The organism is Paraburkholderia sp. BL6665CI2N2 (assembly GCF_004366535.1).
Taxonomy (GTDB): domain Bacteria; phylum Pseudomonadota; class Gammaproteobacteria; order Burkholderiales; family Burkholderiaceae; genus Paraburkholderia.
Genome location: NZ_SORC01000001.1, coordinates 831,605 through 851,986 on the forward strand (window position 1 = coordinate 831,605; position 20,382 = coordinate 851,986).

A 20,382-nucleotide genomic window follows, 5' to 3' on the forward strand; every position below is an offset into this window, starting at 1 on the left:
TGGGCCGGTGCAATGCGCCGGCCGCCGCCCGGATGTGTCGTGAAATGTGCTGCGGTCTCCCCGCACAATCAGTATAGGAAATCTCGCTGCGACTCGCCGGCCGGCGATGATCTGCCGGCATGGTTGAGGCCCCCCGGCCCTCGCGGCAAGCGGTCAGACGTTGGCGTAGTTGGCGCCCCACAGCGACGGGCTGACGTTCAGATGCAGCGGCGCGAAGCCCGCGCCGATCACGCCGACGTTGTTGAGTGCGGCGACGTTGACGTACTGCAGCTGGTTGAGGTTCTGGTTGATCGAGACGTTGACGTTGGCAATGCCGCCGAGGCCGGCGGCCGAGGGCAGGCCGGGCACGCTGCTGCCGGTGCCGCCGGCCACCGCCGACATGGCGCGGCGGTCGAGCTCGCGGGTGCCGGACAGATCGCGAATCATGAGGGATGACATGGTGCTTCTCCAAAGGTGCGCAAAAGACAGGGGTAATCGTCGGCGGACGAAGCGCGCCGGCGAGCCGGGCGCTCCGTGTCGCGACGTATTACATGTGGATGTTGTTGCTGGTCGTGACGCACGGGTTGACCGTCGAGCTGATGCCGGTGGCGAACGCGACGTTGTTGCCGTTGGCGTTCTGCAGGTTCAGCTGGTTGTTGATCAGCTGGGTGGCGTCGACTTTCTTGCTGTCGTTCGGAGCAAAGACGGGGCTGAAGTTGAAGTACGACGAGGACGGATAGTAGCCGGTGCCGCCGCGCACGGCGCTCATGGCCTTGCTGTCGAGTTGTTCGGTGATGGACAGGTCTTTGATCATCAGTGCGTTCATGGTGAGTCTCCAGAGGGTAAGGGTCAGGGTGTTGCGATCGGGTGCGAGCAACTTGTCTGCTCGGATGTCACTCATGCACAGGCTGTGCCAGTTTTATTCAAGGTTCCTAATAAAGTTGGAGAAGGATTGCGGCGTAAGGGTTTCACGTCGAGATGCAGCCACGGCGCCGGTCCATTGCCGCACGTGAGCGACGAACGACTGACGGCGCTCACCCGACAGACCACCGCATGCTGTTGGACATCGCACGACACGGGCAGCGGCGACGGTATTTGACCTGACCACGGTGTTCAAACCAGACTCCCACAATGAACAGGCCCCCTCCAACGGCAAAGATGTGAAGGGGGCCCGTTTCTAATTGCGGACACTTCGCGCGTCCTATAAGTAAGGCCCTTTGATACGTCCTTCGAAGATGGCGGTGTTGATTCCAAAGTCGTCCACCTGGCCGAGAGGGCCATGATCGACGGTGACAATGACGGAACGGCCGCCGCGCACGGCCTTCATCTGCGCGGCAGTGAGTGTCGTTTCGTCGTGTGGGCGATCCGCGGAACGTGGCAGATCCTTGATGATGACGATGGATTTCATGGCAATACTCCTGAGGGTGGATGAGTGAGCACGGTGCGGTGCTCGACCGTGGTTCTGCAAGGGGCATGCCAATTTCTATGAGCAATAAACGAGGAACAGAATGCGAGGCGGCGACGCAAGGCCAGCAGGCAACAGACGATATGCGTTCTTCGAATATGGCGTTAAGTGAGCTTGAGATTCGGCGGAACTGTTCGGCGAGTTCCCACCAATCGAGGGTGGGATGTCGGCTTATGGCGTTCTGCCGACAACAAAAGCAAACGGCACGCGTGAGTAACGCGTGCCGTTGCTGTGACTGTGCAACGCCGAAGCGGGGCGCGCTATGTTTTGCGCTGCATGGCCGCCTTGGCAATCGTCTGATGCGCGGCGGGGAAACCCGGCGGATACTCGACCACGCGTGCCGAAGCCGGCACCAGTGGCACGGCCGCGTTCAGCCGCGCGCCGATACGCGCGCCGCCGACGATGGCCGTCATTGCCTGACGATCGAGTTCGACGCTGTCGGTGAGGTCCCTGATGATCAGCCTGGCCATGATGGCTCCAGAAATGAAATCGGGCGGTGGGCCGGTGCAATGCGCCGGCCGCCGCCCGGATGTGCCGTGAAATGTGCTGCGGTCTCCCCGCACAATCAGTATAGGAAATCTCGCTGCAACTCGCCGGCCGGCGATGATCCGCCGGCATGGTTGAGGCCCCCCGGCCCTCGCGGCAAGCGGTCAGACGTTGGCGTAGTTGGCGCCCCACAGCGACGGGCTGACGTTCAGGTGCAGCGGCGCGAAGCCCGCACCGATCACGCCGACGTTGTTGAGTGCGGCGACGTTGACGTACTGCAGCTGGTTGAGGTTCTGGTTGATCGAGACGTTGACGTTGGCAATGCCGCCGAGGCCGGCGGCCGAGGGCAGGCCGGGCACGCTGCTGCCGGTGCCGCCGGCCACCGCCGACATGGCGCGGCGGTCGAGCTCGCGGGTGCCGGACAGATCGCGAATCATGAGGGATGACATGGTGCTTCTCCAAAGGTGCGCGGAAGACGGAGGTAATCGTCGGCGGACGAAGCGCGCCGGCGAGCCGGGCGCTCCGTGTCGCGACGTATTACATGTGGATGTTGTTGCTGGTCGTGACGCACGGGTTGACCGTCGAGCTGATGCCGGTGGCGAACGCGACGTTGTTGCCGTTGGCGTTCTGCAGGTTCAGCTGGTTGTTGATCAGCTGGGTGGCGTCGACCTTCTTGCTGTCGTTCGGAGCAAAGACGGGGCTGAAGTTGAAGTACGACGAGGGCGGATAGTAGCCGGTGCCGCCGCGCACGGCGCTCATGGCCTTGCTGTCGAGTTGTTCGGTGATGGACAGGTCTTTGATCATCAGTGCGTTCATGGTGAGTCTCCAGAGGGTAAAGGTCAGGGTGCTGCGATCGGGTGCGAGCAACTTGTCTGCTCGGGTGTCACTCATGCACAGGCTGTGCCAGTTTTATTCAAGGTTCCTAAGAAAGTTGGGAAAGGCTTGCGGAATAAGGGTTTCGCGTCGTCGTGCCGGGCGCGCCCGAACGCACTGCGGCGCGGACGCGATGACCGGCCGACGGCATGCGTCCGACAGACCACTGCATGCTGTTGGATATCGCACGACACGGGCGCACTGGGCCGGCAGCGGGGCAATCCTGGTTTGCGAAAGAACGGAGCGGGAGCTAGTATCGAAGCGGCACATGTAACTGGTTACGAAAGGTTCTCTATCAGCCCGACAGGCTTGGATCGCGCGCGACCCGGCCCAACGGCAGCGGCGGCGCTTCGCACATATGGCTAGCCTTGCGCGTGTGATTCACGACTTTCAGAACGGCGAGCTGTCCCGTGACGAGTTCGTGGCTCAACTCGACAGCACGCTGACCACCGAAGGACTCGGCCCTACGCAGCTGCTGGACATGCTTGGCGCGGCACATCGCAAGGCGCCGCTCCCGGACGATCTCTACGTGGAAGTGCGGCGGCGCATCGAGCAGTTGCGCGTCTCGAACGTGGCCGCGGGCGGCGACGAAACCGGCATCCAGACCACCGTCGAGATTCCGTCGATACGATCATCAAGTGCGGGCAGTGCGGCGAACGCAGCGGGCGCCGCGAATACCACGGGCCACGACCAGATCAAAGGCACTGGCGATACGCTCAACAACCGCTTCGTGCTCGAGGAATGCCTTGGCGTGGGCGGCATGGGCACGGTCTACAAGGCGCTGGATCTGCGCAAGCTCGAGGCATCGGATCGCAAACCGTATCTCGCGATCAAGGTGCTCAACGTTCAGTTCCGCGGCAACCCGAATTCACTCGTCGCGTTGCAGCGCGAGGCGCGCAAAGCGCAAGTGCTCGCGCATCGCAACATCATCACGGTGTACGACTTCGATCGTGACGGGCCGATCGTCTATCTGACAATGGAGTACCTGTCCGGCAAGCCGCTCAGCCAGTTGCTGCGCACACCGGGCTATCAGGGCATGCCGGTGCGCGCGGCGCTGCCGATCGTGCGCGGCATGTGCAGCGCGCTTGCCTACGCGCATGAACGCGGCTTCGTGCATTGCGACTTCAAGCCCGCCAACGTGTTTCTCACGACGGACGCCGAAGTGAAAGTGATCGACTTCGGCATTGCACGCGTGTTCCAGCGTCCGGAAGAAGAGAGCGATGCAACCGTCTTCGATCCGGGCAGCCTGGGCGCATTGACGCCCGCGTACGCCAGCCCGGAAATGATCGAGCACCGCGAGCCGGATCCGCGCGATGACATTTACGCGCTCGGCTGCATCACGTATGAATTGCTGACCGGCCACCATCCGTTCGATCGCTTGTCCGCGACGCAAGCCCGCAACTCCGATTTCAAACCGCAGCGGCCGGCCAATCTCGATTCAAAACAATGGCGCGCGCTGCGGGCCGCGCTGTCGTTCGATCGCAATACGCGCATGCCGAGCGTGGCGCGCTTCATCGCGGAGTTCGATAACGAAGCACGCGCGGAAAAGTCGGGCACGCTGGCGAAGGTCGGGCTCGCGAGTTTCGCGGTGGTGTGCGCCGCGGCGGTCGGCGTGTTCGCGTTCCGCTCGGGGGCGAACCGGCATAACGGAGCACAGACGGAAGCAGGCGCATCGCAGGCTTTGACGGAGCAGGCGGCTTCGTCGATTTCGGAAGGGACAGTGACCGCGCCGCCCGTGGCACCGCCGGCAAGTCCGGTCGCGGCAGTGCCCGCCACGCCACCGGCGGCGCCCGCAGCGAAGCCCGCGCCGAAGCCGGCGCTGACGCTCGCCGCCGTCACACCGGCGCTGACGCAAGTGCCTTGTTCCGCGCTATCCGCCTCAGTACAGGATCACTCGTTGACGGTGCGGGGCTACGTCTCGCAACGCTATGGCGCGGCGCATCTGAAGGACACGCTAGGGGCGTTGCCGGGCGTCGACACACTGACACTCCAGGTCGAGCCGCTCGCCGACGACAAATGCGACACCATCAAGGCGTTCGCGCCCTACTGGATTCACAACATGCAGGCGGGCCACCTCGCGGCCTTGCATGTGCGTCCGCCGGGCGGTCAGTTGAGCGACGGTGATCCGCTGGTGGTCGACATCACCACGCCGGGCTATGACTCGTATGTGAACCTCGACTACTACCAGCTCGACGGCAGCGTCGTGCACATGGTGCCGAGCCCGCGCGCGAAGGACAATCAGGCGCCGCCTCACTACGCCGCGACGGTCGGCGGCGCCGGTGACTGGATCATTTCGAAGCCGTTCGGATCGGAGATGGTGGTGCTGCTGATCACGCCGGCGCCGCTCTTCGACAAGCCGCGCCCGGAGAGCGAATCGCGCGCCGATTATCTGCGGGCACTCGATGCGCGCCTCGCGCAGATCGGCGGCAAATACGGCCGCGATCACGTCGTCGCCGATTTCGCGCCGATCACGACGAAACCGCGCTCGCCCTGACGGGAGCGGGAGCGCGGTTTCTCTCGTATTCTCTTGCAATGGGCTGTGAGTCCGATCGAGACTCGAACGCGGCCCCGGCAAGTCACTTCAGATCTTTGACCACCCGGAAGCCGTCCTGCGATTGGCGCACGCCCGCGCTGTACTTGAAGCGTGTCGCGCTAAGCATGTAGCCGCCGCCTTCGCGCCACGAACCGCCACGAATCACGCGCATATCGCAGCCGGGGCTGTCCCATGCATGGCCGTCGGCGGGCGCGCCCTGGTAGGAGTTGTGCCAGCAATCGGCGGTCCATTCCCAGACGCTGCCGTTCATGTCGTACAGGCCGAGCGGATTCGGTGCGAACGAACCGGCGGCCTCGGGTCCTTCCTTGTGCCACGGGTCGCCGCAGTCCTTGCAATTGGCGTTGCCCTTGCGCATCTGGTCGCCCCACCAGTAGGCGCTGGTGGTGCCGCCGCGATCCGCGTATTCCCATTCCGCTTCGGTGGGCAGACGGTACGGTTTGCCGGTGACCTTGCTCAGCCATTTCACGTATTGCTGCGCGTCGTCCCAACTGAGGTCGCGCGCCGGTGCGGCTTTATTGGTGTTGCTTTCCGGCGTGAGTTTCTGGCACGCATTGGCGGCGACGCACGCGTTCCATTGGTCGACCGTTACCTCATACTTGCCGATCGCGAACGGCGCGCCGATGGTCACGTGATGAACGGGCTTTTCGGACGGGTCGTCGGTACTGCTGCCCATTGAGAACGAACCGGCGGGCACGGCAATCATGATCGGACAGGTCGCGCAATCGCGGCTTTCACCGGCAACCGGCGTATGCGTGACGGGCTTTTGCGCGACCGCCGCCGCGGGTGGTGCAGCGGGTGGGGCGGCGCTCGGAGCGGGCTTGGGTGTCGGGCTACTGGCCGGCGGTGTCGGCCGTGCGGCCTGTGGCGCGGGTGCTGTTGAAGGCGCAGCAGGCGTGGCGGCGGACGGCGCGTTCGAGGACGCCGCAGCACGCAAACGGTCGATGCGCGCATGAGCGAGCGCGGCGAAGCGGCCGTTCGGATAGGCCTTCAAGTAGGCCTCGTAGTCGCCCGGGTAGTTGCTGTCCTTGATCGAGTTCCAGAACGTGATTTCGTATTGTTCGCTGCTGTCTTTCGGCAGAATGCCTCTACTGTGCAGCGTGACGATGGGATTGTCCCTCGCGGTGGATGCGGCATCGGCCGTCAGCACGGGCCGAGGAAGCGACGAGGTAAGCCACGGCGATTGCTGGCCGCCGGTGGCCTCGCGTACCTGCGCTGCGACACGTTGCAACAGGTCCGCCAGCGTGAGCGACGGCGCGCTGTCGAGCACGTGCAGCCATGCATTCGTATAGACGCCGTGCCGTGTCCCGTCCGCAGCGAAACCGCCGGGCGCGGTTGCGTAGGTAACCACCGTATTGGCGGGAAGCGCGGATGTATCGTCCGTCGGGCTCGCCGAGAATGGATCGTTCAGACACGTATCGAGGATCACGAGATTGAGCCGGCCGTCTCGCGGCCCGCGCATCGCCTCCAATACGGTGTGCAGATCGACACCGTTGCTCACGACCGCAGCCGGTGAGCGAGCATCGAGTCCCGCGGGAATGAGCAGGGTTTGCGGGCCGATCCGCATGCCGTGTCCGGCGAAATAAAACAGACCGACACCGCCCGCCTGCAAGCGCTGATGGAATTGGCCGATGGCTTCGCGCATTTGCCGCGGCGTCGCGTTCGTGCGCATGATGACGTCGAAGCCAAGCGTCTGGAGCCTGTCGCGCATGGCGGCGGCGTCGCGTGGCGCGTTCTCCCGCAGCGCCTCCACTTGCGAGCCATCGCGACCCGCACCGACCACACCGTCCGCACCATATGCGCCGTTGCCGATCACAAGCGCGATACGGGGAGAACGCGCGTTGCCTGGTTGAGGCGAGAACGGAGTAACCAGCGTGAGCGGCAAGCTCGTTGCATTCGCACCCTGCTCGGCGCCCTCACGTTGTTGCGCTGCAAACGCATCGCCCCAATGCGTCTGCATTGCCCCGGCCACGCACACCAGCATGAATATTCGCCACATCTTCACATCCTGTTTGTTCCGGACAGAACATAGGCAATCGAGGACCGCACAACTCGCGGCCGCCGCCGGAATAAATCGCGCGAAACATCGACGCCCCTTATCGACCATCCATCTGCAACCTCTTAATAACGATAGCACGCGCTTTGCGCGCCACAACTGTCCGCGTGCCCCGAATGCGTCATACGGTTAACGAGCGTGGCGTATCTTTTTGGCAAGTTACGTCCTAAGCTAATTTCACAAAGTAGGGCGGCAAGCTCGTTTTAAGCAGGTGGCCGTCCAATCTCGCGCACATCCGCGACATCCAGCCGAACGCCATTGGCCATGACCACTCTTCGGGAGAGTGCGCTATGCGAAGAACCGTTACCCCCGTTGTTCTCGACGCGCGTCATGGATCGAATGCGCGTCGCGACGCATTGCGCCGAACGTTGCGCGCAACGCTGCTCCTCATGGTCGGCAACATGGTCCCGAGCGTATTCGCGGCGGCCGAGCATACGGCGTCGCCGCCGGGCGCGGAGGAATACATCATCTGGCCATCGGACGGCACCGTGATTCACGGCGGCAAGTTGTGGGTGCGTATGGGACTGCGGAATATGGGCGTGTGCCCGAAGGGCGTCGTGTTCCCGAACACCGGCCATCATCATTTGCTGATCGACACCGACCTGCCGCCGCTCGATCAGGAGATCCCGTCGGATCGCAATCATCTGCACTTCGGTGCGGGCGAAACGGACGCGCGTATCGAGTTGCCGCCGGGCAAGCACACGTTGCAGCTCATTCTCGGCGACCACAACCACGTGCCGCATGTGCCGCCTGTGTATTCGAAAAAAATCACCATCACCGTGCTAAAAGACTAGCGCGATCCGTTCGTTCAAAGCGAATCCGTCAGGACGGAGAGACCTTCATGTACAAGATCATCGCGGTCGCGGCGCTCGTCATGTCGGCGGCATTGGCTTCGCCGAATGCCGCCCTTGCAGGTACGACGCCGGCGCCGGCCGGCGCCCAGGCGTATATCGGCTATCCCAACGACGGCCAGGTGGTGCCTGCCAACAAGCCGTTCAAGGTGTGGTTCGGCCTGCGGTACATGGGCGTGGCGCCGAAAGGCGTCAAGTTTCCGAATACCGGCCACCATCACTTGCTGATCGACACGGACTTACCGCCGATGGATCAGGAGATTCCGTCGGATCGCAATCATCTGCACTTCGGTGCGGGTGAAACGGAGACCATGATTCAACTCCCGCCAGGCAAGCACACACTGCAGTTGCTGATGGGCGACGACATGCATGTGCCGCACAATCCACCGGTGTATTCGAAGAAGATCACCGTCATCGCGCGGTGACGCGCGCTTGTTCATTGCGCGGCGTGACACGGCGCGCTGGCTAACGCCTCAGTGTCACGCCGCAACCAACAATTTCGCGCGGGTTGTTGGCCACGATCCACCATCCTCCGCGCGCCGTTTCACCGCCCTATCTAGCGTTTAATATCCCGCCGGCTCCGCAACCCTTTATCCACGGCATTCAGGCACATTTCTTAGGATAGGAAAGCAATCCTGGCACAACCCATGCATTAGTGACACTCGAGCAGACAAGTTGCTCGAACCCAACCGCAAACTGTGCTGTATTCCCTTCCCAGGAGATTTACCATGAACACGCTGATGATCAAAGACCTGTCCCTCACCGAACAACTCGACAGCAAGGCCATGAGCGCCGTGCGTGGCGGTACCGGCTACTATCCGTCCTCGTCGTACTTCAACTTCATGCCGGTGTATGCGCCGAACAACAGCAAGACCGTCGACGCCACCCAGCTGATCAACACGACGCTGAACATCCAGAGCGCCAACGGCAACAACGCAGCGTTCGTCGCCGGCATCTCGAGCACGATCGACCCGCATGTGACCGCGAGCAACAACATCAACGTGCACTAAACGGCGCAGGCCGCCGCGGAGGCGCGACAGCCTCCGCGGGCGCTTACCGGCCGCTCCTCAAAAAGATTTCGCAGCCAATCGTTCTTTTCACGCCACCCCCGTTCCACCGCCCGATTCCCGCGCCGATCTTCCCGCCTCGCTTCGATGGTGAAGCCGCGCAGGAGATGCTTTACTTAAAGGGCGCGTGCTTCTCGTGCAACGAAGTGGCGTCATCGGAGACCATCGTGTCAGCGTTGCTTTCGTCAGCTTGCCAGCGCTTTTTCCGCAGGACATCCGCACTGCGCAGCGTTTGCGCGGCGACGGTATGCGCGCTCTCGCTGTCGGCCTGTATCGATGTCAGCATGCCCGACTACAAGCGTCCCGACACGCCCGCCAAAGCCTCGTGGTCGGATCAGAAAGGCTCGCCCGTCTCGGCCGCCGCGACGATCGAACCCGACTGGTGGAAAGGCTTCCACGATCCCTATCTCGACACGCTGATTGCAAAGGCGATTGCCGGCAACTTCGATATCAAGGTGCTGGCCGCGCGTATCGACGTGGCCGGCACGCAGATTGGCGAAGCCGGGGCGGGCGCCTTGCCGACCATGGATATCGGCGCCGGCGCCAGTTTCGAAAAGACCACGCATCAAACTTTCTCCAAGCAGTACAACCTCGCGACGCAGGTGAACTGGGACATCGATATCTGGGGCAAGGTCGAAAAAGGCGTGCAGGCGCAGAAGGCGGAATTCCACGCCAGCGAGGCCGACTGGCGCGCCGGCTATCTTGAGTTGGTATCGAACGTATCGAGCACCTACTTCCAGATTCTGCAATTCGACGACCAGATCGAACAGCAGCAGAAAACGCTCGAAACGAACCGGCAAATCCTCGCCATTTACGACGGCCAGCGCCGCAACGGGCTCGTGCCGCAAACCCAGGTGTTGCGCCAGCAGGCGGAGATCAACCGCCTGACCAATCAGTTGCTCGACCTGCGCCGTTCGCGCGCGCTCGCCAACAACGCGCTCTGTACGTTGATCGGCGTGCCGGCGGGTGAATTCCAGATGCCCAAAGGGCATTTGCAGCAGCGCGTGCAACTGCCGTCCGTGCCGGACGGTTTGCCCGCGCAACTGCTCGCGCGGCGTCCCGACGTGGTGGCCGCCGAGTTCAGAGTGCTGGAAGCGTACGACCTCGTCGGGCAGGCCAAGCTCGCGCAGCTGCCGACCATCAGCCTGACCGGCCACGCCGGCACCGCGAGTTTCGCGTTGACCGATCTGCTGAAATCGTTCACGTATGGCTTCATGCCCAGCATCAACATTCCGCTGCTCGATCCCGGCGTGCGTGCGCATGTGAAAGTCACCAAAGCGCAATCGACGGTGGCCGAGCAACAGTATCGCGTGGCAGTGATGGGTGCGTTCGAGGAAGTGGAAAACGCGCTGGTCAACCTGAATTCGCACAAGCAGCAGCGCGTGGAATTGGAGCAGGAGGCGTCGCGGCTGCAGATCGTCGCGGATCAGATCCAGTCGCAATTGCGCCTCGGCGTGGTGTCGCAACTGGAGGTATTCGAAACCGAACGGACCTTGCTGGAGGCGCAGCAGGAACTGCTTGCCAACCATCAACAGATTCTGTCCGACACGGTGCTGCTTTATAAGGCGCTGGGCGGAGGTTGGCCGAGCGTCGACGTGCAGGCACAAGTAAAGGAACACTGAGCTAATCCGCAACGTGGCGTGCAGCGTGGGGTATTTCGGCTGCATTCGACGCACTTGTTGCGTTCATAACCGATGATCGGAAAATTGACACTCGCCATGTGTGACTTACAATCATTAAGGAGTCGGTTTTTGCACGACTCACATGAACAATATCTTTTCGCCGTAGTCATTCGTCCCGTTTCCGTTGCGCTCTCGCCGCAACGGGTAAACGCTTAGTGATCCAGATAAAATGGCCGCCGGCGAAGCTCCGATTGCTGAGATGCGCGCGACAGAAGACGCCGCGTTCGACGTGGTGCTGTCACCGGCCGCGTCTGCGCAACGTCCCGCGCTCGACGCGATTCGTATCGTCGACAACCTGTTTGCAATCGGGCGCAGCGAAGCACCTTTTACCGATTATCCCGCCGAGCGGATCGCGCGCCTGTCGCGCCGTCATGCGCGGGTTTTCACGGAACACGGCGCGGTCTACGTCGCCGACCTCGGCAGCAAGAACGGCACGACGGTGAACGGCGTGGCGGTGCGGCAGACTCCGGCGCGTCTGCGCGCCGGCGACGAACTGTGCTTTGGCGGCGAACTCTGCTACCGCGTGAGCATCGAGCCGCGCGCGCGTATCGTGGCGGCCGCCAGTCCGTCGGCGGCGCCGGGATTGCTGCTGGTGCCGCAGCGCGACGATCTCGGCCTGCAACCTATCGAGGTGCAGGCATTCCCGTTTCTCGTCAGTAAGACAGACGACGTCTTTGCGCGCTACAAGGACCGCTATCCGCATCAGGTCAACTACATCTCACGCCGTCACGCGCACATCTTTCTGAAGGGCGGCGAGCTCTATGTCGAGGATCTCGGCAGCACTAACGGCACATTTGTCGGTGGAAAGCGGCTGGATGAATCCGCGCTGCCCCTGGTGGAAGGAGACCTCGTTGCATTTGGCGGAGACCACTTCGTCTACAGGGTGACGCTGCAGAAACCCCCTGAAGTCGAGCCCACCGTGACACAACTATTCGTCAATCCGGCCGCCGACGAAGCGGTGGATCCCGACAAGACCACTTTCGTCGGCGCCGCGCATTCATTCCTCGATATCTTTTGCGTCGACCCCGGCCTCCAACGTGAAGACGAAGTCAACGAGGCGGCACAGCCCGCGTCCGCGCATGCGAAGCGCGACACGCCCACCGGCTCGGCAAAAGCGGCGACCGGCACGCAAGGAACCAACGGTGCGAATGGCGGTGCCAACGCGGCTGCCGCGAAGGGCCGGCCGCGCCGTTGGCGTTTGCTCGCGGGCGAACTCGGCAAGGCGTTTGCGATCGACGATCGCGCGAGCGTACGGCGCGTGGCGATATGGAGCGGCGTGGGTGTCGTGGTGTTGGCGGCGATTGGAACCGCGCTGTATATGCGCGGTTCGTCGGAGCGCGAGTTGAAGAATCTGCTGGCGAACGGCGATTACACAAGCGCGGTCACGGCGGCATCGGGCTATCTGGCGAGCCATCCCACCGACACTAAAGTCAGCGCACTCGCGAGCGAAGCGTTGTTGAAGGCGAAGCTCCCCAGTTGGCTGAATGCGCTACAAAAGGCACAGTTCGATCAGGCCGACGCGTTGCTCAAGGAAATGCGTTCGTTGAGCGCGAATAATGCGGACGCCGCGTCGCTGATCAACGAATTGCAATGGGTCGGCGATCTGGAGCGTTTCGTCGCGGCGCGCGGCGGCATGGACGCGCCGATTCGCATGTACGCGGACGAGGGCACGATCAACAACCTGCTGCAACGCTGGGAAGACGACGCGAAGAGCCATCAGCGCGCGCTCGACCGCATCGCCTCCTACGTGCCCGTGTTCGCTGATCCCTATGCGCAGGCGCTGAGCCATCTGCGCAAACTCGAAAGCGACGATTCGGTGTATCTCGCCGCCATCGACCGTCTGAATGGGACGATCCGCACCGAACTGGCGCGCGATAAGCCCGACGCGTTGCCGCCCGTGCTCGACGATTATGCACAGCGTTACCCGCGTCTCGCGGGCATTGACCGGGTGCGTCAGGATTTACGCCAATACACCGATTTGTTGAATGCCGCGCTGAGCCGGCAACTGGTGCCGTTGCTCGCGATGTTGAAAACGGCGCGCTTCAGCACACCGCCGTTTCAGGCGCAGTCTCAACAGCTGGCGGCGAGCCGTTTGCCTTCGCCGGACGTGATTGCTCGCCACGATGAGGTGACGGCGGCCTGGCAGCGCGGCGATGCACAACAGGCGCTCGCCGGTCTGCAGGCCATGCCCGCGGGGCCGTGGTCCGACGTGCTCGCGGCGGAACTGGCGCACAAGAAGTCATTGCTCGACCACTACGCGCAGTTGCAGAAGACGCGCGGCGACAAGGATTACGACCAGCGTCTGCTGTCGTTCTACGCCAGCCTCGATCCGGCAACGGACGTGTGGTTCCTGCAGTCGATCCAGAAAGACGTCGCCGCCTTGCATGACAAAGCGCTCGCGCGTGCGCAGGATCTGCTGCTGCGCGCCCAGAGCCTATGGAAGCAGTATCGCGCGGGTGGATCAATCGGCGGTACGCAGCGGCTCGAAGCCGGCATTTCACCGGGATTTCGCAGCGAGGCCCGTCTGCTTTCGGATGCGCAAACGTCGGCGCAACAGGGCATGCGCATCTACACGCAACTGAAGGCGGATCATCCGGCCGACTTCGACCGTCTGCTGGCGGACATCGAAGCCGAAGCGAATTTGCAGCGCCGGTCGCTAACGGAGTTGCGCATGGTGCTGGACCCGGGCCTTCTGAAAGCGAAGCTGGCATTGATCGGAGGCGAGCAGAGTGAAACGCGACAGTCACCCTAGGCCGTTGTCGGAGGCGCTGGAAGATCACAGCGTCGAGGGCATCGCGATCCTGATGGCGGAGCCGGTGCGGCTCGCGCGCGCGCTGATCTGGGCGATGGTCGCGCTGGTCGTGGTCGGGCTGTTGTGGTCGTTCGTGGGGCGTGCCGACGTGATCGTCAGCGCGCAAGGCACCTTGTCGCCGGAATCGGAGGTGCGCCGCATCTATGCGCCGATCGACGGCGAACTCGCCGATCTGTATATCGCCGAAGGGCAGCCGGTGCAGAAGGGCGATGTGCTGGCGCGCCTGAATGCGCGCGGCGCAATCGAGGCCGCCAGCAATGCACTGCAGGCACAGCTCAAACTGGAAGACGCCGAGCGCGACTGGAAGCAGTTCCCCGAGAAGAAAGCGCTAATGGAGCGTAAGGCCGCCGCGCTCAAAACGCAGATGGAAGTGGAGGCCCGCCAGCACGAAACGCGCGTCTCCGAAGGCACGACCAAACTAGCGGAAGGACAGAAGGCCGAACTCGACGAGGCGCGCAGCATGCTCGACAACGCCCGGCGCACGCGCGAAGCGGCGCGCCAGGAACTGGACCGCTACTCGCGGCTCTTCGCGCAGCCGGGCGGCGGCGGCATTGCCGAATTGCAGGTGGAGCAAAAACGCACGGCGGCAATGGAGGCGGATAACGCGTACCGTGTCGCCCAATCGAAGCTCGCGGAGCTGGATTTCCGCTTGAGCCACGAATACACGCAGGCGAACGCGCAACTGGAAACCAGCGGCCAGCAGACCACCGACCTGCAGCTTCAATACGATTCGGCGGTGCGCGACATTACCGACGCAGAAGACAAGTTGCGCCTGCAACTGCAAAGCGCGCGGTTGGTGTCCGAAGCAGCCGCGCGAATTCGCTTCGAGAACATCGACAAAGACAATTTCCTGCTGATTCTCGCGCCGGTTTCGGGTGTCATCACCGACGTGACGTCGACCCAGCGCGGCGACAAGATTCAGGCAAACGCGCCGCTCGGCGGCATTGCGCCCAAAGACGCACGGCCCGTGCTGAAGATCGAAATTGCCGAACACGATCGTGCGTTTCTGCACGAGGGCTTGCCGGTCAAACTGAAATTCAACGCTTTCCCGTATCAACGCTACGGGCTGATCAGCGGCACGCTCGCCTATATTTCGCCGGCCACCAAGCCGTCGGCGACGGACAAGCAGCCAGTCTATGAAGGCCGCGTCACGCTCGACAAAAATTACTACCAGATTGCCGACACGCGCTATCCGTTGCGCTACGGCATGACGGCAAGCGCTGAGATCGTGGTGCGCGAACGGCGCCTGATCGATCTGGGTCTCGATCCGTTCAGGCAGGTGGCGGGATGACCGCACGGATCACACGTCAATTAAAGGAGCGGAAGAAATGACCGCGATAGTGCGAATCGATGATGAAGTCGTGGACGTGGCCGAGTTCATTCGTCTTCTGAAACTGACCGGCCAGTTCGAGAGCCTGATCGAGCAGATCGTGCGCGACAAGCTCACGGTTCACGCAGCGAAGAAGCAGGGCATTACCGTGACCGCTGATGAAATCCAGCAACGCGCCGATCAGTTCCGCCGCGTCCGTGGTCTGCATCGCGCGACGGACATGAATCAGTATCTCGACGCCCTGAATGTCAGTCTCGACGAATTCGAGGTCTTCATTACCGACGGCTTGTATCAGGAGAAGATGCTCGACGAGATCGGCAACGAGGCCGCGATCAAGGATTACTTCGCGCTCAATTCGCCGAAGTTCGACGCGATCGAGGTGAGTCACATCGTGCTCGACAGCGAGGGCAAGGCGAAAGAAATGATTTCGTACCTGCACGACGATCCCGACAGTTTCGCCGACATGGCGCGCGAGCATTCCATCGCGGATACGCGCGAGGCGGGCGGCGTGATCGGCAAGGTGCTGCGCGGCTCGTTGAAGCCCGATATCGAAGCGAAGATTTTCAACGCGGCGGTGGGCGATCTGCTGGGACCGTTTCCGTCTGCGGATCGTTCGTGCTTCGAGATTTTCGCCGTGACGGCCAAATATCCGGCGACGCTCGACGCCGACGTGGCGTCCGAAGTCCGGCGCCTGCTGCGCGAAAGCTGGCTGATCTCACGCGCCCAGGAGCACGTGATCGAAGCGCGCTAGGCCGTTCCAGACCACGCGCCGTATTGAAACAACACCGCGACACGCCGATTCGAGGTCCGTAAGCACATGGATGCACCCCAGACCGCGCCCTCCGCAGCCGAGTTTCTCACCTCGGTGGAAATTTTTTCGCCGTTTTCGCGCGACGAGATCGAGCGTCTTGCCGAATATGCGCAAGCGCGCTTCTATTCGTTCGGCGAAACGGTTTGCTCAGCGGGAGAGACGGCTGACGGGCTGTATGTGATTCGTTCGGGTTCCGTGCGGATATTTACTGAGGAGCACGGTAAGGAAACCAGCATGGGGGTGCGCAAGTCGGGCGAGATCTTCGCCGATATCGCGATGTTGCGCACCTATGTCCACGAAGCGTCGGTGCGGTCGTCGGCGAAAACCGAATTGCTGTTCATTCCACGCGCCGCAATCGAACCTGTGATCGCGGGCAATCAGGCCGCATTGGCGTTCGTTGCCAGCTATGTGGCGATCAATTCGGCGGGTGGTTTCGTCGCGCAATTATTCGATCTGCGCGGCAAACTGAACAAGGCCGAACTCGAAGAGTATGTGCGCAGCGTCGGCGTGAAACGCGTGGCCGCGGGCAAGGAAATCCTCAAACAGGACGGTCGCGAGGATCGGCGCCTGTACGTGGTGCGCCATGGCGAAGTGCGTATCGTGCGGCACGAGGAGGGGCACGACTATACGCTCGCCACGCTGGGAGAAGGCGAGATATTCGGCGAGAAAGCATGCCTGATGCGCCAGGAGCAGATGGCATCGGTAGTCGCGACGACCGATACGCGGCTGCTGGTGATTCCGGAGCGTACGGTTCACTTCATCCTCGAACGCAATCCGAAACTGCGCGAAGTGCTCGACGAGCGGATTCGCTACGGCGACCGTGAATTGCAGCGGCAAAAGCGGGTCGAGCAGCGGCGCAAGCTGCCGCTGATGCTCGATTTGCAAAGCAAGCCCGAGTTCGGCGAGAAAGTCATCAAACGCTTTGCGCTGGTCGAGCAGGCGGAAGAAATGGATTGCGGTGCGGCGTGCCTTGCGATGGTATGCCGCCACTACAGTATTCCAATGACGCTTGGCAAATTGCGCGAGCTCGCCAACGTCACGACCCAGGGCGCGACGCTCGACAGTCTGGCGCGCGCCGGCGAATCGCTCGGCTTTACAGCGCGCGGCGTGCAATGCACATTCGATTCGTTGCGCGGTTTCGATCTGCCGTTCATCGTCCACTGGGAGGGCTATCACTACGTCGTGGTGTACGGGCTCTCCAAGGATTACGTGTGGATCGCGGATCCGGCGGTCGGCTTCAAGAAAATGACGGTCGAAGATTTCGAGCGCGGCTGGAGCGGCACCTGCCTGCTGTTTACCGGCGGACCGCATTTACTGCAGATGTCCGCCGCGCGTTCGCCGTGGATTCGCTTTGTCGGCTACCTCAAGCCGTACAAGAAGATTCTCGGCCACCTGTTTCTCGCCACTTTCGTGATTCAGGTCCTGGGCGTGATTCCGCCGCTCATTATCCAGAACATTCTCGACGGCGTGATCGTGCATCAGAATGTCAGCCTGCTGCATCTGCTGATCGGCGGCCTGATCATCGCCAATGTCTTTTCGCAATTGATGTCGTCGATTCGTGCGTATCTGGCGAACTTCATGGTGCGCAATATGGACTTCGCGATGATGTCGCAGTTCTTCAAGCACACCATGTCACTGCCGTTTTCGTTTTTCGCCAAGCGCAAGACCGGCGACATTTTCGCGCGCTTTCAGGAGAACCAGACGATCCGTGCATTCCTCACCGAGTCCACTGTCACCACGGCGTTGAACCTGCTGATGGTCTTCATCTACTTCACGATCATGTTCGTCTACAACGTGAAGATGACGCTGGTGCTGATTGCTTTCGTCATTCCGATCATGGCCCTGACCGCGATCGCCACGCCGAAGATCAAAGGCTATGCGCGCGAAGTGTTCACCGCGTCGACCGAATCGAAGTCGTTTCTGATGGAAGCGCTCGCCGGCGTTGAGACCATCAAGGGCATGGGTATCGAACGGCCGGTGCGCTTGCGCTGGGAGAAGAAGTACGCGAAGGCGCTCGAAGTGCAATATCGCGCGCACGCGTTCAACATTCTCGTGGGACTCGGCAGTCAGTTGCTGAACGCCGCGACGACGATTGCGATTCTGTGGGTCGGCGCGAATCTCGTGCTGGCGCGCGAAATGACGATTGGTCAGTTGATCGCGTTCAACGCGTTCATGGGGAGCGTGCTCGGTCCGCTCATGGGCCTGGTCGGTTTATGGAGCATGTTGAACGACGCGGGCGTGGCGATGGAGCGCCTGGGCGATGTGCTCGATATCGAACCCGAGCAGAAGCCGCAGGATTTGCCGTCGCGCGTGATGTTGCCCGAACTGCAAGGCGAGATCAGCCTCAGCGGCGTCTATTTCCGTTATGGCGAAAACGACTCGGCGTACGTGCTCGAGAACATCAGCTTCGATATCAAGCCCGGCGAACTGGTGGCGATTGTCGGACGCAGCGGGTCGGGCAAGACCACGCTCGCCAAATTGCTGGTCGGCTTCTATACGCCGACTGAAGGCAAGATGACGATCGACGGCTACGATCTCGGCGTGGTCGATAAAGCCTATTACCGTGCGCAGATCGGCTATGTGATGCAGAGCAATCTGCTGTTCTCCGGTACGATTTCCGAGAACATCGCGAGCGGCGACGACGCGCCCGACCGGCGCCGCATCGAGGAGGTCGCGAAGATGGCCGACGCGCACGGATTCATCAGCAAGATGCCGCTCGGCTACGAGCAGATTGTCGGCGAGCGCGGCATCGGCTTGTCGGGCGGGCAGATCCAGCGGCTGTGCATTGCGCGGGCGCTGTATCACGATCCGCGTCTGCTCGTATTCGACGAAGCGACCTCGGCACTGGACTCGCAATCGGAGAGCAATATCCTCGGCAATATGCACGACATTCTGAAGGGCCGCACGGCGGTGATCATCGCGCACCGGCTCAGCACGATTATGCGTGCCGACAAGATTCTCGTGCTGTATGAAGGGGCGATTGTCGAACAGGGGCGCCACGATGAACTGATTCAGCGCGGCGGCATGTATTACCAGCTGGTACAGAAACAGTTGAGTGCATGATGATGAAGATACTCGACCAGATTGAAGAGGCCAGCCCCGCGATTTCCTACGCGGGCCTGATCGAGCGGATCGAGATTCTGCGCTCGACACTGCGCTGGTCGTCGCGGCTGGAGCGCGCGGACATCGACAAGCTGCTCCGGCAAGCCACCTCGCTGCGCGACGAGGTGATGCAGCTTTCGCACAAGGAGCGCTTCGTGCAGGCGGCGGTGGCTGCGGAGCCGCAGGAGCGCGCCGACCTGTCGCGTGGCGCGCGCCGCAAGGCGTTGCTCGAACGCAGTTTCATTTTCGAAGGGACATTCGGCGACAATCCACGCCTGCTCGAATCGCTTGAAATCGCCGAGAAAGCCGCGCCGACTGATTTACCGGTATTGATCGACGGCGAAAGCGGCACCGGCAAGGAACTGATGGCGAAGGTGATTCACGCCAACGGTTCGCGTTCCGACAAACCCTTCATTTCCGTGAACTGCGGCGCGATTCCTGACAACCTGCTGGAGTCGGAATTGTTCGGGCATCGCAAGGGCGCGTTCACGGGCGCTTCGAACGATCGCAAGGGCAAATTCGAAAGCGCGCATACAGGTACGATCTTTCTGGACGAAATCGGCGAATTGCCGCTTGCCGGCCAGGTGAAGCTGCTGCGTGTGCTGGAAGCGCATGAGATTCAACGCGTCGGGTCCGATGAAACGATTGCGGTGGACACACGCATCGTCGCGGCGACCAATCGCAATCTGCGGCAGCTCAGCGAAGAGGGCAAATTCCGCGAGGATCTGTTCTACCGGCTTAGCGTGATCCATGTGACGTTGCCGCCGCTGCGCGAGCGTCGCGACGAAATTCCGTTGCTGATTTCGTGGTTCGGCGACGAAGCCGCCGGCACGTTAAAGCGCAGGCCCGTGCGATTGACGCCGCGTTTGCGGGACTTTCTGCTGAACTATGCGTATCCAGGCAATATCCGCGAGTTGCGCAACGTGATGTATCGCGTGTCGTGTCTGGCCGGCGATATGGCCGACGTCGATCATTTGCCTGTGGATATGCGGCCGGCGGCGCCCGGGTCGGCGGCGGCGTCCAACGCCGCGACCGCAAGCGGGCAGGAGCCGATCAGCGTGGCGAACCTGATGTCGCTGAGCGACGCGAAACGCGCCGCCAGCGACGACGCCGAAAAAGCCTTCCTCGAGCGCGGCCTTCGCGAAGTGAGCGGCACCGTCGCGGAACTGGCCCGTCGTATCGACATGAATCGCTCGCATCTGCAGATGCTTCTGAAGAAACACGGCTTGCATTCGAAGGATTTTCGCAATCGTAATCAGCCGGCCGCGAACAAGAACGGCGCTGAAGACCGCGACGATGAAGACAACGAGACCTGAG

Annotated in this window: 17 protein-coding genes; 10 read left to right on the forward strand and 7 right to left on the reverse strand. The window is 62.0% G+C overall.

Annotated elements, in window-relative coordinates; all coding sequences use genetic code 11:
• Positions 1 to 153: 153 nt before the first annotated feature.
• From B0G81_RS03705 to B0G81_RS03730, 6 genes are all read right to left on the reverse strand, one after another.
• Positions 154 to 438: a hypothetical protein gene (locus tag B0G81_RS03705; protein WP_116122939.1), complete on the reverse strand. Its 285-nt coding sequence runs from the start codon at positions 436 to 438 to the stop codon at positions 154 to 156.
• A gap of 88 nt (positions 439 to 526) precedes the next feature.
• Positions 527 to 805 (reverse strand): hypothetical protein, encoded by a 279-nt coding sequence (locus B0G81_RS03710; protein ID WP_116122940.1) that lies wholly within the window; start codon positions 803 to 805, stop codon positions 527 to 529.
• A gap of 375 nt (positions 806 to 1,180) precedes the next feature.
• On the reverse strand, positions 1,181 to 1,387 hold the full coding sequence (locus B0G81_RS03715) for a hypothetical protein (RefSeq protein ID WP_106278824.1): 207 nt from the start codon (positions 1,385 to 1,387) through the stop codon (positions 1,181 to 1,183).
• A gap of 317 nt (positions 1,388 to 1,704) precedes the next feature.
• The gene (locus B0G81_RS03720; RefSeq protein WP_116122936.1) at positions 1,705 to 1,914 is read right to left on the reverse strand and encodes a hypothetical protein; all 210 of its coding nucleotides are present in this window, start codon (positions 1,912 to 1,914) and stop codon (positions 1,705 to 1,707) included.
• A 180-nt stretch (positions 1,915 to 2,094) separates the two neighbouring features.
• The gene (locus tag B0G81_RS03725; protein WP_116122939.1) at positions 2,095 to 2,379 is read right to left on the reverse strand and encodes a hypothetical protein; all 285 of its coding nucleotides are present in this window, start codon (positions 2,377 to 2,379) and stop codon (positions 2,095 to 2,097) included.
• A gap of 88 nt (positions 2,380 to 2,467) precedes the next feature.
• Complete coding sequence (locus B0G81_RS03730; RefSeq protein WP_134133571.1) at positions 2,468 to 2,746, reverse strand: hypothetical protein; 279 nt, start codon at positions 2,744 to 2,746, stop codon at positions 2,468 to 2,470.
• Between the two features lie 415 nt (positions 2,747 to 3,161).
• Here B0G81_RS03730 and B0G81_RS03735 point away from each other — a divergent pair, with 415 nt between their 5' ends.
• Positions 3,162 to 5,297 carry a serine/threonine protein kinase gene (locus B0G81_RS03735; protein ID WP_134133572.1) on the forward strand — a complete coding sequence of 712 codons (2,136 nt, stop codon included), beginning with the start codon at positions 3,162 to 3,164 and terminating at the stop codon, positions 5,295 to 5,297.
• A gap of 82 nt (positions 5,298 to 5,379) precedes the next feature.
• On the opposite strand, the gene B0G81_RS03740 is transcribed toward B0G81_RS03735, so the two are convergent.
• On the reverse strand, positions 5,380 to 7,353 hold the full coding sequence (locus B0G81_RS03740) for an SUMF1/EgtB/PvdO family nonheme iron enzyme (RefSeq protein WP_134133573.1): 1,974 nt from the start codon (positions 7,351 to 7,353) through the stop codon (positions 5,380 to 5,382).
• 347 nt (positions 7,354 to 7,700) lie between these two features.
• On the opposite strand from B0G81_RS03740, the gene B0G81_RS03745 reads away from it, so the two are divergent.
• From B0G81_RS03745 to B0G81_RS03785, 9 genes are all read left to right on the forward strand, one after another.
• Positions 7,701 to 8,204 carry a DUF4399 domain-containing protein gene (locus B0G81_RS03745; RefSeq protein ID WP_116122943.1) on the forward strand — a complete coding sequence of 168 codons (504 nt, stop codon included), beginning with the start codon at positions 7,701 to 7,703 and terminating at the stop codon, positions 8,202 to 8,204.
• A gap of 47 nt (positions 8,205 to 8,251) precedes the next feature.
• Positions 8,252 to 8,686 (forward strand): DUF4399 domain-containing protein, encoded by a 435-nt coding sequence (locus B0G81_RS03750; protein WP_134133574.1) that lies wholly within the window; start codon positions 8,252 to 8,254, stop codon positions 8,684 to 8,686.
• Between the two features lie 303 nt (positions 8,687 to 8,989).
• The gene (locus B0G81_RS03755; RefSeq protein WP_134133575.1) at positions 8,990 to 9,271 is read left to right on the forward strand and encodes a hypothetical protein; all 282 of its coding nucleotides are present in this window, start codon (positions 8,990 to 8,992) and stop codon (positions 9,269 to 9,271) included.
• A gap of 224 nt (positions 9,272 to 9,495) precedes the next feature.
• Positions 9,496 to 10,950: an efflux transporter outer membrane subunit gene (locus B0G81_RS03760; RefSeq protein ID WP_134133576.1), complete on the forward strand. Its 1,455-nt coding sequence runs from the start codon at positions 9,496 to 9,498 to the stop codon at positions 10,948 to 10,950.
• 229 nt (positions 10,951 to 11,179) lie between these two features.
• Entirely contained in the window at positions 11,180 to 13,762 is a 2,583-nt protein-coding gene (locus tag B0G81_RS03765) for an FHA domain-containing protein (RefSeq protein ID WP_134133577.1), read from the forward strand.
• A complete protein-coding gene (locus B0G81_RS03770; RefSeq protein ID WP_106278797.1) occupies positions 13,740 to 15,113 on the forward strand; it encodes an HlyD family efflux transporter periplasmic adaptor subunit in 1,374 nt (457 codons plus the stop codon). The genes B0G81_RS03765 and B0G81_RS03770 overlap by 23 nt, the downstream gene beginning before the upstream one ends.
• A gap of 37 nt (positions 15,114 to 15,150) precedes the next feature.
• Positions 15,151 to 15,903 carry a peptidylprolyl isomerase gene (locus B0G81_RS03775; RefSeq protein WP_106278795.1) on the forward strand — a complete coding sequence of 251 codons (753 nt, stop codon included), beginning with the start codon at positions 15,151 to 15,153 and terminating at the stop codon, positions 15,901 to 15,903.
• 66 nt (positions 15,904 to 15,969) lie between these two features.
• Positions 15,970 to 19,026, forward strand: coding sequence for a peptidase domain-containing ABC transporter (locus tag B0G81_RS03780; RefSeq protein ID WP_134133578.1), 3,057 nt, complete (start codon positions 15,970 to 15,972; stop codon positions 19,024 to 19,026).
• On the forward strand, positions 19,026 to 20,381 hold the full coding sequence (locus B0G81_RS03785) for a sigma 54-interacting transcriptional regulator (protein ID WP_106278789.1): 1,356 nt from the start codon (positions 19,026 to 19,028) through the stop codon (positions 20,379 to 20,381). Before B0G81_RS03780 ends, B0G81_RS03785 begins: the two co-directional genes overlap by 1 nt.
• Position 20,382: the final 1 nt, after the last annotated feature.